Here is a 12,282-nt window from a genome sequence, read left to right as displayed (position 1 = left end):
ACCGCGATGGGGGTCCCCCCGGTCGGGCGCGGTCGCGCGTGGGGGAAGGTGCCGGAGGAGTTGTCGGCGCGGGTGCCGGCCGAGCAGCGCGGGCCCGGCCTCGACCGGGATTCCGTACGGCTGCTGGTCTCGCGCGGGACCGAGGTGTCGCACCACGACTTCGTGGAGCTGCCGCGGCAGCTGCGGGCCGGGGATCTGCTCGTCGTCAACACGTCCCCCACGCTGGCCGCCGCCGTGGACGGGCGGATCGGGCACGCGCGCGTGGTGGTGCATTTCTCCACGCGGGGCGAGGACGGACGATGGGCCGTCGAGCTGCGGGATCCCGACGGAAGGGGCACTACACGCGCGCGTACGGGCGGGCCCGCGGGCACAGAGGTGCGTCTCCCGGACGGCGTACGCCTCGTACTCGAGGAGCCGCTGGCCGGGCGGAGCGAGCGCCTGTGGTGGGCGCGGGTGTCGGCCCCCGGGGACGCGGACGTGACGGTGCTGCTGCGCGGGCACGGGCGCCCCATCCGTTACTCCTATACAGAAAGGGATCAGCCCCTCTCCGTCTATCAGACGGTGTTCGCCCTGCCGTCCGCCGACGGAGCGGGCAGTGCGGAGATGCCGAGTGCCGCGCGGCCCTTCACCGCGCGGCTGGTGGCGGAGCTGGTGAGCCGTGGTGTGCAGTTCGCACCGATCACGCTGCACACGGGGGTGGCGTCGGCGGAGGCGCACGAGCCGCCGTATCCGGAGCGCTTCGCGGTTCCGGAGGCGTCGGCGCGGCTGATCAACGCGGCGCGGGCGCATCGGACACCACGCGAGGCGTCCTCTTCGAGGGGTGGGGACGGGAGCCGGGAGGGCGGCCGGGTGATCGCGGTCGGTACGACGGCCGTGCGGGCCGTCGAGTCGGCGACCGGCACCGACGGAGTGGTCCGGCCGGCGGAGGGCTGGACCGACCTCGTGGTGACCCCGGAGCGCGGGGTGCGGGCGGTCGACGGGCTGCTGACCGGGCTGCACGAGCCGGAGGCCTCGCATCTGCTGATGCTGGAGGCGCTGGCGGGACGGACCGCGATCGACCGCAGTTATGAGGAGGCGCTGGCCGGGCTCTACCTGTGGCACGAGTTCGGGGATCTACATCTCATCCTTCCGGACGGAGAGTCCTCACACAGTGCATTGCTTCCGCAACCTAATGTGAGACTGCCGCTCGGTCGATGTGACCCCGCACATAGGGCGCACATCACGTACGAAGAAGGATAGGAGATAAGTAAGTCCGTTATGAGCGGGACAGACGTGCCAGTCTGTCCCGTTTTGCCCTTCCTGTGTCCACTACCCCGGATCGTACGTCACACCTTTGCCAGGCGATTTTGCGGCCGCTAACAATGGCTCTCGTCGCTCGGCACCGGGGTCCTGTACCCACGGCGCTTGTGCTGGAAACCCTGAGTCCCCATCCGGCTCGAGAGCGACCTCCGCGCTATTCGAAGAGGTCCATCAGTCATGCCCAAGAACATCAACACTCCTGGTCATCGTCCGAAGCTGACCAAGACCCACAAGCTCTCGGTCGCCGGTGTGGCCGCCCTCGGCGCCGCCGCCCTCGCGTTCTCCGCGGTGCCGAGCAGCGCACAGACCCCGACGCAGGAGACCGCCGCCGTGTCGTCCGCTCCGGTGGTGTACAGCCAGGAGCAGATCAAGGACGTCAAGGCCAGCATCACCGACCAGCTGGCCGGCGCCACCGTCAAGGCCGAGGCGATCGCGGCGAAGAAGCAGGCCGCCGACGCGGCCGCCGCCAAGAAGCTGGCCGCCGTGGCCGCCGCCAAGAAGCAGGCCGTGGCGAAGGCCGCGCAGGTGCGCAAGGCGAAGGCGGCCGCGAGCCGGTCCGCCCAGCGCGTCGAGGTCAAGCCGGTCGCCGCGAAGACGTACGCCAACAACCTCGACGGCTGGATCCACGAGTCGCTCGACATCATGGCGAAGCACAAGATCCCCGGCTCGTACAACGGCCTGTACCGCAACATCATGCGGGAGTCGTCCGGCAACCCGAAGGCCATCAACGGCTGGGACGTCAACGCGATCAACGGCATCCCGTCGAAGGGCCTGCTCCAGGTCATCCCGCCGACCTTCAACGCGTACCACGTGCCCGGCACCTCGTGGAACATCTACGACCCGGTCGCCAACATCACGGCCGCCGCCAACTACGCGGCCGACAAGTACGGCTCGATGGACAACGTCAACAGCGCGTACTGAGGCCTGGCGCGGACCTCTTCTACGTACGCCGAAGGGCGGCACCCCGATACGGGGGTGCCGCCCTTCGGCATCGTACGAAGGTGGTTGCCGAAAGCGCCTACTTCCGCATGACCTCCGGCTCGTGGCGGCGCAGGAAGCGGGCCACGAAGAAGCCGCAGATGACACCGAGGACGATCAGTGCGGCCATGTCCATGGTCCAGGCGCCCGCCGCGTGGTCCCACAGCGGGTCCGTGCTGGTCGGGTCGTCGGTGTTCGGGGCGATGTTGTTGAAGTCGAGCGTCGTACCGGCGGCGGCGACGGCCCAGCGCGAGGGCATCAGGTACGAGAACTCGTTGACGCCGACCGCGCCGTGCAGCGTGAACAGGCAGCCCGTGAACACGACCTGGATGATCGCGAACATCACCAGCAGCGGCATGGTCTTCTCGGCGGTCTTCACCAGCGAGGAAATGATCAGGCCGAACATCATCGAGGTGAAACCGAGCGCCATGATCGGGATGGACAGCTCGAGCAGCACCGCGTTGCCCAGGACGAGGCCCTTGTCGGGGATCTCGCGGCTGGAGAAGCCGATCGCGCCGACCATCGCGCCCTGGAGCACGGTGATGGTGCCGAGGACGATCACCTTCGACATCAGATACGCGGAGCGTGACAGGCCGGTCGCCCGCTCCCGCTCGTAGATGACCCGTTCCTTGATCAGCTCGCGCACGGAGTTCGCGGCGCCCGCGAAGCACGCGCCGACCGCGAGGATCAGCAGGACCGTGGTGGCCGTGCCGTTCGGGATGTGCACCCCGGTCTTCGGGTTCGCCGGGTTGACCAGCAGACCCTTGTCCGAGTCGATGAGCAGGCTCACCGCGCCGAGTACCGCCGGCAGGATCACCGTCAGCGCCAGGAAGCCCTTGTCGGACACGATCACCGACACATAGCGGCGGATCAGGGTCATCAACTGCGAGCCCCAGCCCTGTGGCTTGGGCGGGCGCATCTGCTGCGGCGGAGGCATGTGTACGGATTGCGGAGCGACGGCGTCGATGTCCGCGGCGTACATCTGGTAGTGCTGCGAGCCCTTCCAGCGGCCCGCCCAGTCGTAGTCGCGGTAGTTCTCGAAGGCGGAGAAGACGTCGGCCCAGGTGTCGTAGCCGAAGAAGTTCAGCGCCTCCTCCGGCGGGCCGAAGTAGGCCACCGAACCGCCGGGCGCCATGACCAGGAGCTTGTCGCAGATCGCCAGCTCGGCCACGGAGTGCGTGACGACGAGGACCGTACGGCCGTCGTCGGCGAGACCGCGCAGCAGCTGCATGACGTCACGGTCCATGCCCGGGTCGAGGCCGGAGGTCGGCTCGTCCAGGAAGATCAGCGACGGCTTGGTCAGCAGCTCCAGGGCCACGGAGACCCGCTTGCGCTGGCCACCGGAGAGGGAGGTGACCTTCTTCTCCTTGTGGATGTCCAGCTTCAGCTCGCGCAGCACCTCGTCGATGCGGGCCTCGCGCTCCTGCCCCGTGGTGTCCGCGGGGAAGCGCAGCTTGGCCGCGTACTTGAGGGCCTTCTTGACGGTCAGCTCCTTGTGCAGGATGTCGTCCTGCGGGACCAGACCGATGCGCTGACGCAGCTCGGCGAACTGCTTGTACAGGTTCCGGTTGTCGTAGAGGACATCGCCCTGGTTGGCCGGGCGGTAGCCCGTGAGCGCCTTGAGCAGCGTCGACTTGCCGGAGCCCGACGGGCCGATGACCGCGATGAGCGACTTCTCCGGGACGCCGAAGGAGACGTCCTTGAGGATCTGCTTGCCGCCGTCGACCGTGACGGTCAGATGGCGGGCCGAGAAGGAGACCTCACCGGTGTCGACGAACTCCTCGAGGCGGTCGCCGATGAGGCGGAACGTCGAGTGGCCGACACCGACGATGTCGTTCGGGCCGAGGAGCGCCGAGCCGCCCTTGGCGATCGGCATACCGTTGACGTACGTGCCGTTGTGCGAGCCGAGGTCGCGGATCTCGAAGCGGCCGTCGGGCGTCGCGTGGAACTCGGCGTGGTTCCGCGAGACCTGAAGGTCGGAGACGACCAGCTCGTTCTCCAGGGCACGACCGATGCGCATCACGCGGCCGAGCGAGAACTGGTGGAACGTGGTCGGGCTGCGGTCGCCGTAGACCGGTGGCGCCCCCGCGCCACCACCGGGTCCCTGCTGCTGCGGAACGGCCGCACTCTGCTGAGGCTGCTGCCAGCCCTGCTGGGGTGCCTGCTGCTGCGGGGCCTGCTGCTGCGGCGGGGCCTGCTGGGCCCAGCCGGGGCTCGCGCCCTTGGCCACGTACGGCTGCTGCTGGGGCTGCGCTTGCTGCGGCGCGGCGACGGCCGCCGCCGCGCCGGACAGGTTCAGACGCGGTCCGTCGGTCGCGTTGCCCAGATGCACGGCCGAACCCGGGCCGATCTCCATCTGATGGATCCGCTGGCCCTGCACGAACGTGCCGTTGGTGCTGCCGTGGTCCTCGATGACCCAACTGCGGCCGTTCCAGCTGATCGTGGCGTGCCGCCAGGACACCCTGGCGTCGTCGAGCGTGATGTCTCCCTGCGGATCACGTCCGAGGGTGTAGGGCCGGGACGCGTCGAGCGTCCAGGTCCGTCCATTCAATTCCAGTACGAGTTCCGGCACTCCAGCCCCACTGAGTTGTCCCCCGAGCTACCCCCATCACAGGGAGTCTAGGGATGTCGAACATCGTGGGGAACTATTTCAGTAGGAGCCCCCTGACCGAAAGTCGGACCTTGTGAAGACCAAGTACGGGCGGCTTGTCCGTTTCCGTTGACGGGGTTGAAACCGGCCCGGAGAGGGGTAATCCCACGCGAGGGGGACATCCGCGGTGGATCGCCGCGGCGCGGATCGGGGGGCTGACGATGAGCATCGAGACCGCGGACCACGGCAGGAGGGTGCCGTGGGGAGACGTCCTGCTGTCCGCGATCGCCTCCGTGAGCTGGGCGTTGATCGGGATGGCGGGGACGGCCGCGCTCGGGCTGCATCTGCTGGACGCGGACGCGGAGGGCTCGCTCGGCCCGATGACCGCCGCCGTTGTGGCGCTTGGGGCGGGTGGTTCGGTGACGCCGTCCGGCGATGTGTCGGCGTTCGGCCTGAAGGGAGCGGAGGCGACGACCGCCATCCAGATCACGCCACTTGGCGTGGGGCTGGTGGGCGCGCTGCTGCTGTGCTGGTTCTTCTTACGGTCCCTGCGCGCGGCGGGAGTTGTGGTCGCGCCGTCCGAACTCCTCGCGCGCGCGGCAGCGGTGGTCGTCCTGTTCGTGGCGATGCTGGGCGGGCTCGCCTGGGCCGGTCACGACGTCATCACCATCGACGGCGAACGGCTCGGGCTCGGCAGACTGCCCGGAGGCGGCGGGAGCGGCAAGATCGACATTCCCGGGCTCGGGGACATCGGCGGGCTGCTGCCGGACCGGATCGGCGATCTGGTGAAGGCGAAGGCGGCGGTCGGCTTCTCGGTCGACACGGTGCCCACGCTGCTCGGCGGCGCGGTCTGGGCGGTCGGAGTGCTGGTGATCGCGCTGCTGGCGTCGCGCCGTACGCCCCTGCCGCGCGGCTGGGAGGCGGTGCACCGGGTGGTGCGGCCGGCCGTGTCCGCGCTGGTGACCGTACTGCTGGTGGCGGTCGTGGCAGGACTCTCGGCGGCGGCGTACGCGGCGATCGGCGACGACCATCCCCGGCGGATCGCCGGCGCGGCCCTGCTCGGCGCGCCCAACGGGGTGTGGCTGGGCATCCCGGTCGGCCTGTTCGTGCCATGGGACGGCAAGGCCTCGGGCGCACTGGCCACGCTGCTGCCCCACCCCCTGGACGAGCTGCTGAGCGTGCGGTCCGACCAGCCCGTCACGCTGGGGCGCCTGGCCGAACTGGACGGCAGAGTCTGGCTGTTGGGGGTCGCGGCCGCGCTCATGATGCTGTTCGCGGGGGTGCTGACGGCAGCGCGTACGCCTTTTGTACGGGGGCCGGGTGCCGCCTCGCGGCCGAGGAAGGGCCGTGCGGACGTACGAGGCGGGAGTGCGGCTTCCGGACCGGTGCCGGGCACTGCGGCTGTACGAGGTGGGGGTGCCCTCGGCTTCGCGGGGCACTGCGCTCTTCGGCTCGGCGTGGTGACCGCGCTGGCACTGCCGTTGCTGGTCTGGCTGACGGATGTGTCCGTGGACGCGTCGCTGTCGGTGCTCGGCTTCGACGCGTTCGGCGCGGGGATCCGACTGCACGGGCACCTGGGGATGGCGCTGGTGCTGGGCGCGGTGTGGGGTGCGGGCGCGGGGGCGGCCGGGGCGTTGCTCGCGTACGTGAGCGGAGCGGCCGGGCGGCGGGCGGCGCCGCTGGCACTGGGTGACGTGGGGGCACCGGGGCCGGTCGGGCCGCAGCGGACGGATGTGTCGCTGGGGACGGATGTGCCGCAGCGGACGGATGTGCCGCAGCGGACGGAGAGTCCGAAGCATGCGGGACCGTACGCGCCGAGCAGGCCGTACCGGCCTGCGAATCCTGACACGAACCCCTATCTGAGGGTGCCGGAGGAACTGCGGGCGGCGGAGGGGCGGCGGGCCCCGGAGGACGGGCGGGCCCCGGAGGCCCGGCGGCCGGCGGGAGGTGCGGCGCCGGGAGACAGGGATGTGCGGCCGGGAGACAGGGATGTGCGGAGGCCGGAGGGGGCCGCGCCCTCGCAGGGCGTGAGGCCGCCCGACGACGTGTACGGGGCGCCCACCGTGATCGGGCCGATCACGCCACCGCCCCGGTCGCCGGGGCGACGGTCCAGGCCGGCTGCGCCTGGGGCTTCGCCGGAGGAGGGGCCGCCGCCTCCCCCGCCACCTCCCCCGCCTCCGCCGCCTCCGCCGCCTGGGAGGCCTCAGGGGGGCGGTGGGCGCGGCGGGCGGGGCTGACGCGAGGTCGTCGCCGGGGCCGATCCGGTCCGGGGGCGCGGCTGACGCACGGTCCTCGGCAGAGGGCCCACCCGGCGGGCGCGACTGACGCACGTACCTCGCCGGAGGTCGCCGGAGGCCGATCCGGCTCGCGGGCGCGGCTGACGCGGCGCCGCCGCTGGGGGCCGACCCGGCGGGCACGGCTGACGTGCCGTCCTCGCCGGTGGGGGCCGGCCCGGTCCGCGGGCGCGGCTGACCTGCCGTCCCCGCCGAGGGCCGACCCGGCTGGCGCGGCGGGCGCGGCGTCGTCGCTTCGCCTGTGATCAAGGCGTGCGCCATCAGTCCGCCATCCACTGTTCCCTGTCCGCCAGACGGACCTCAGGCGCGAAAGGCACTGGGTGCCGGATACGGTGGGAACACCATGAGTGCTTCGCAGACCTCCGACGCCCGCACCCTTCTCGTCAAGATCTTCGGCAAGGACCGGCCAGGCCTGACCGCCGGCCTGTTCGACACCCTCGCCGCCTTCTCCGTCGACGTGGTCGACATCGAGCAGGTCGTCACCCGTGGCCGGATGGTGCTGTGCGCGCTCGTGACCGAGCCGCCGGCCGGGCTCGAGGGTGATCTGCGGTCCACCGTCCACAGCTGGGCGGAGTCCATGAAGATGCAGGCGGAGATCATCTCCGGCCTGGGCGACAACCGGCCGCGCGGACTCGGCCGCTCGCTGGTCACCGTGCTCGGCCACCCCCTCACCGCGGAGTCCACGGCCGCCATCGCCGCGCGGATCACCTCGACCGGCGGCAACATCGACCGTATTTTCCGGCTCGCCAAGTACCCGGTGACGGCGGTCGAGTTCGCCGTGTCCGGCACGGAGACCGAGACGCTGCGCACCGCCCTGGCGACCGAGGCGGCGGCACTCGGTGTCGATGTCGCCGTCGTCGCGGCCGGGCTGCACCGACGGGCCCAGCGGCTGGTCGTCATGGACGTGGACTCGACGCTCATCCAGGACGAGGTGATCGAGCTCTTCGCCGCGCATGCCGGCTGCGAGGAGCAGGTCGCCGAGGTGACGGCGGCCGCGATGCGCGGCGAGCTGGACTTCGAACAGTCGCTGCACGCGCGCGTGGCGCTGCTGAAGGGGCTGGACGCCTCGGTGATCGACAAGGTGCGCAGCGAGGTCCGGCTCACTCCCGGCGCGCGCACCCTGATCCGTACGCTGAAGCGGCTCGGCTTCCAAGTCGGTGTCGTGTCCGGCGGGTTCACCCAGGTCACCGACGATCTGAAGGAGCGGCTCGGCCTCGACTTCGCTCAGGCCAACACCCTGGAGATCGTCGACGGGAAGCTGACGGGCAAGGTCACCGGGGAGATCGTGGACCGCGCGGGCAAGGCTCGGCTGCTGCGCCGGTTCGCGGCGGAGGCCGGGGTGCCGCTGGCCCAGACCGTGGCGATCGGTGACGGCGCGAACGACCTCGACATGCTCAACGCGGCGGGGCTGGGTGTCGCCTTCAACGCCAAGCCCGTCGTCCGCGAGGCCGCGCACACCGCGGTGAACTTCCCCTTCCTGGACACGGTCCTGTATCTGCTCGGTGTCACCCGGGAAGAGGTCGAGGCGGCGGACACGCACGACGACGACGCCGGCTGACCACCGCGTCAGGGCGCCCGCGCGGCGCGCGGGGACATACGTCGAGGGGCCCGGCACCGCGCAGGTGCCGGGCCCCTTCCATGGCGGCGGTGGGTTACTCGGTCGGGGCCCAGTAGTCGAGCAGTGTGGCCACACCCGGCTCCAGGGACTTCCAGGGGCCGTCGAAGGAGAGCACGGCGAAGGCGGCGGTCGGGAAGTCGCGGTCGGCCATCCGGGTGCGGGTATCGCCCTCGGCCGAGCCGGCGAGGATGTCGGCCAGGCCCTGCACACCGGGGTTGTGACCGATCAGGACCACGTTCTGCACGTCGTCCGGGGTCTCGTTGAGCACGGCGATGATCTCCCCGGGCGAGGCCTCGTAGAGCCGCTCCTCATAGACGGTTTTCGGCCGGTGCGGGAGCTCGTGGACGGCGAGCTTCCAGGTCTCGCGGGTCCGGGTCGCGGTGGAGCAGAGGGCCAGATCGACGGGGATGCCGGTGTCGGCCAGCTTGCGTCCGGCGACGGCGGCGTCCGTGCGCCCCCGGTCGGCGAGCGGCCGCTCGTGGTCGGACACCTGCGGCCAGTCGGCCTTCGCATGCCGGAAGAGGACAATCCTGCGGGGTTCTGCGACGCTCATGAGTCCCAGCTTCGCATGAAACACGCCAACGGGCGCAGGGAGTTGGCAGCCGCATCCGCGTCCGGCTGTGCGGCCTCCGCCGGGGCTGCTAAAGGGCCTGGCCCAGCACCGTCCGGACGCGCTCGAGAAGATGCGTGATCGCGGGCTCCCCGGCGGCCGCACTCGCGTCCGACGGGTTGATGATCAGCGCGAGGAGGGCGACGAAGGCGAGGGCGGGCAGGGCGAGCGCCCACCAGGGCAGCCGGATGTCGACGCCGCCCGAGGTCGCCGGGTGGGGCCGGGTGGGGGTGCAGGCCGACATGATGCCTCCGTGGGTCTTCGGGTGGTCCGTGGTCCGCGCCCTCGCGGTCACACTTCGAAGTTACGGAGTCCGGAGCCGTCAACCCATCCGGTGGTCCACCCACTTGACCCTGACACTCACCCCCTAGGGGATGGGGGGCTAACCCCACCCTCGGCGGTGGGCCCGGTCGGCCCTCGGGCCGGTCGTCACGGGGAGGTGACCGACGCGATGGTCACGGGAAGACCACCGACGCGATGGTCACGGGAAGGCGACCGACGCGCGTTGGTCAGGGGGACGCGATCGACGCGATGATGCCGATGATCACGAAGATGGCGAGGAACGCGCCGAAGACGAGCAGCATCTTCTTCTGGCCGTTCTGGGGATTCGGGTCGAGCACGGGCATACGGCCAGTCTCGCACCCATCGCCCGCCCGGACTCCCCCGGGGTCGCGACCGGCCGCGTCGTGACACGGAGGTACTCGCGGCACAAACGCCTTCCCGTGTGCGCGTCGGCCCGGCTCAGCGAGCCGCCTCCTCCTCCACCGTCCGATTGCGCCCGGCGACGATCCCCACCACGATCTGCGGGATCATCAGCCCCGCCATCAGCGCGATCGGCAGCCCCCAGCCGCCGCTGTGCTGGTACAGCACCCCCACCAGGAGCGGGCCGGGGATGGAGATCAGATAGCCCGTGCTCTGCGCGAAGGCGGACAGCTTGGCCACGCCCGCACCCGTCCGGGCCCGCATGCCCACCATCGTCAGAGCGAGGGGGAAGGCGCAGTTGGAGACGCCGAGCAGCAGCGCCCAGGCCCAGGCGCCGGCCGCAGGGGCGAAGTAGAGGCCCGCGTACCCGGCGAGTCCGCACGCCCCGAGAACCACCGCGATCGGCCCCTGGTGCGGCAGGCGCGTGGCCAGCCGGGGGATGACGAAGGCCAGCGGGACGCCCATCACCATGGTGACGGCCAGCAGGAGTCCGGCCGTGCCCGCGGCGACACCTGCGTCGCGGAAGATCTGCGCCATCCACCCCATCGTGATGTACGCGGCGGTGGCCTGGAGTCCGAAGAAGACGGCCAGCGCCCAGGCCGTACGGCTCCGGGTGATCCGCAGCCCGTCGGCCTCCTGAGGGGCCGCGGCGGCCGCCGCTTCCGACGAGCCGAGCCCGTGCGACCCTCCGGCCGCTTCCGACGAGCCGAACCCGTGCGAGCCTCCGGCCCCTCCCCGCGCGCGTACCAGCGGAATCCAGGGCAGGACGGCCGCCGCCGCGAGTCCCGCCCAGACGGCCAGCCCGGACTGCCAGCTGCCGCCCAGTGCGTCGGTCAGGGGCACCGTCACGGCGGCCGCGGCGGAGGTGCCCAGCGCGAGCGCCATCGAGTACAGGCCGGTCATGGAGCCGACCCGGTCCGGGAACCAGCGCTTGACGATCACCGGCATCAGGACGTTGCTCACGGCGATGCCCATGAGTGCCAGCGCGCTGGCGGCGAGGAATCCCGCCGTGCCCCCGGCGTACGGCCGGATCACCAGGCCCGCGGTGATCGCGACCATTCCGGCGCCCACGACGGCGGCGGCCCCGAAGCGGCGGGCCAGCCGCGGTGCCATCACGCCGAAGACCGCGAAGCAGAGCGGCGGCACCGAGGTGAGCAGTCCGGCGACGCTGCCGCTCATGCCGAGCCCGTCGCGCACCTCTTCGAGGAGGGCGCCGAGGCTGGTGATGGCCGGACGCAGATTGAGCGCGGTGAGGACGATGCCCACGACCACCAGACGCGTCCTCCACGCGCGCGTGGACGGCGTTTCGCTGTCGGCCCCCGTACCTGCGGAGCTGCGTATCGGTGTGGACGTCGCCGTCCGGATCTCCTCGCTTGCCATGTCGCCCATCATAGAATCATGGGATGAATGGCTGTCCAATCCTCTTGCGCTACGCTCCGGAGCCCCCGGCCACGCGCGCAGAACCGCACACGGGCCCGTACGAAGGACCGTCATGCCGCTGAGCCACCCCCGCCGTTCGGCACTGTCCGAGCAGGTCATCGCCGAGCTGCGGAATCAGATCACCTCGGGCGAGTGGCCGGTCGGTTCGCGCATCCCCACCGAGCCCGAGCTGGTCGAGCAGCTGGGCGTCGCCCGGAACACGGTCCGCGAGGCCGTCCGGGCCCTCGCGCACAACGGTCTGCTCGACATCCGCCAGGGTTCCGGCACCTACGTCGCGGCGACCAGTGAGCTGGCGGGTGTGATGCACCGCCGTTTCGCGGACGCGGACCCCCGGCACATCGCCGAGCTGCGTTCCACGCTGGAGTCGGGTGCCGCGAAGCTGGCCGCGAGGCGGCGCACCGAGCGCGATCTGAAGCAGCTGGACACGCTCCTCGTACGCCGCGAGGAGGCCTGGGAGTCGGGCAACGCCGAGGCCTTCGTGACGGCCGACGCGACCTTCCACATGGCGGTGGTGGCCGCGTCCCACAACGACGTCATGACGGCGATGTACGCGGACCTGGGCGAGGTGCTGCGCGACTGGCTGCGCGAGGACGTCGGCGAGGAGCTGACTCCGGAGACGTACATGGACCACGCCCGCCTGGTCGACGCGATCCGTACGGGCGACGCGGAGGCGGCGGCGACGGAGGCCGCCGGGTATCCGTTCCTGTGCCGGCCCGGGCGGCGGAAGTCCGCCCCCGCGGACGGCTGACGA

The 12,282-nt window shown here is 71.3% G+C and carries 10 protein-coding genes; 5 read left to right on the top strand and 5 right to left on the bottom strand.

From position 1 onward, the window contains the following. Positions 1–6 precede the first annotated feature (6 nt). Positions 7–1,239, top strand: a complete 1,233-nt coding sequence (locus tag SAVERM_RS33275) for an S-adenosylmethionine:tRNA ribosyltransferase-isomerase (RefSeq protein WP_010987874.1) — start codon at positions 7–9, stop codon at positions 1,237–1,239. Between the two features lie 237 nt (positions 1,240–1,476). After that, complete coding sequence (locus SAVERM_RS33270; RefSeq protein ID WP_010987873.1) at positions 1,477–2,220, top strand: transglycosylase SLT domain-containing protein; 744 nt, start codon at positions 1,477–1,479, stop codon at positions 2,218–2,220. A gap of 97 nt (positions 2,221–2,317) precedes the next feature. On the opposite strand, the gene SAVERM_RS33265 is transcribed toward SAVERM_RS33270, so the two are convergent. Beyond that, positions 2,318–4,849, bottom strand: a complete 2,532-nt coding sequence (locus SAVERM_RS33265) for an ABC transporter ATP-binding protein/permease (RefSeq protein WP_010987872.1) — start codon at positions 4,847–4,849, stop codon at positions 2,318–2,320. Positions 4,850–5,088: 239 nt separating this feature from the next. On the opposite strand from SAVERM_RS33265, the gene SAVERM_RS33260 reads away from it, so the two are divergent. Both SAVERM_RS33260 and serB read left to right on the top strand, forming a co-directional pair. Continuing rightward, complete coding sequence (locus SAVERM_RS33260; protein ID WP_010987871.1) at positions 5,089–7,104, top strand: streptophobe family protein; 2,016 nt, start codon at positions 5,089–5,091, stop codon at positions 7,102–7,104. A 400-nt stretch (positions 7,105–7,504) separates the two neighbouring features. Then, positions 7,505–8,719: a phosphoserine phosphatase SerB gene (serB, locus tag SAVERM_RS33255; RefSeq protein WP_010987870.1), complete on the top strand. Its 1,215-nt coding sequence runs from the start codon at positions 7,505–7,507 to the stop codon at positions 8,717–8,719. 94 nt (positions 8,720–8,813) lie between these two features. On the opposite strand, the gene SAVERM_RS33250 is transcribed toward serB, so the two are convergent. The 4 genes from SAVERM_RS33250 to SAVERM_RS33240 all read right to left on the bottom strand — a co-directional run bounded on the left by SAVERM_RS33250 (position 8,814) and on the right by SAVERM_RS33240 (position 11,471). Further along, entirely contained in the window at positions 8,814–9,332 is a 519-nt protein-coding gene (locus tag SAVERM_RS33250; RefSeq protein ID WP_010987869.1) for a SixA phosphatase family protein, read from the bottom strand. A gap of 88 nt (positions 9,333–9,420) precedes the next feature. Further along, positions 9,421–9,633, bottom strand: a complete 213-nt coding sequence (locus SAVERM_RS33245) for a hypothetical protein (RefSeq protein ID WP_010987868.1) — start codon at positions 9,631–9,633, stop codon at positions 9,421–9,423. A gap of 265 nt (positions 9,634–9,898) precedes the next feature. Continuing rightward, positions 9,899–10,015, bottom strand: coding sequence for an SGM_5486 family transporter-associated protein (locus tag SAVERM_RS45395; RefSeq protein ID WP_107083244.1), 117 nt, complete (start codon positions 10,013–10,015; stop codon positions 9,899–9,901). Positions 10,016–10,130: 115 nt separating this feature from the next. Continuing rightward, positions 10,131–11,471 carry a CynX/NimT family MFS transporter gene (locus SAVERM_RS33240; RefSeq protein WP_010987866.1) on the bottom strand — a complete coding sequence of 447 codons (1,341 nt, stop codon included), beginning with the start codon at positions 11,469–11,471 and terminating at the stop codon, positions 10,131–10,133. A 112-nt stretch (positions 11,472–11,583) separates the two neighbouring features. Here SAVERM_RS33240 and SAVERM_RS33235 point away from each other — a divergent pair, with 112 nt between their 5' ends. Next, entirely contained in the window at positions 11,584–12,279 is a 696-nt protein-coding gene (locus tag SAVERM_RS33235; RefSeq protein ID WP_010987865.1) for a FadR/GntR family transcriptional regulator, read from the top strand. The last annotated feature ends 3 nt before the right edge of the window (positions 12,280–12,282 follow it).

It is taken from the genome of Streptomyces avermitilis MA-4680 = NBRC 14893, from assembly GCF_000009765.2.
Lineage (GTDB): Bacteria > Actinomycetota > Actinomycetes > Streptomycetales > Streptomycetaceae > Streptomyces > Streptomyces avermitilis.
This window is presented reverse-complemented; position numbering and strand designations above follow the sequence as displayed.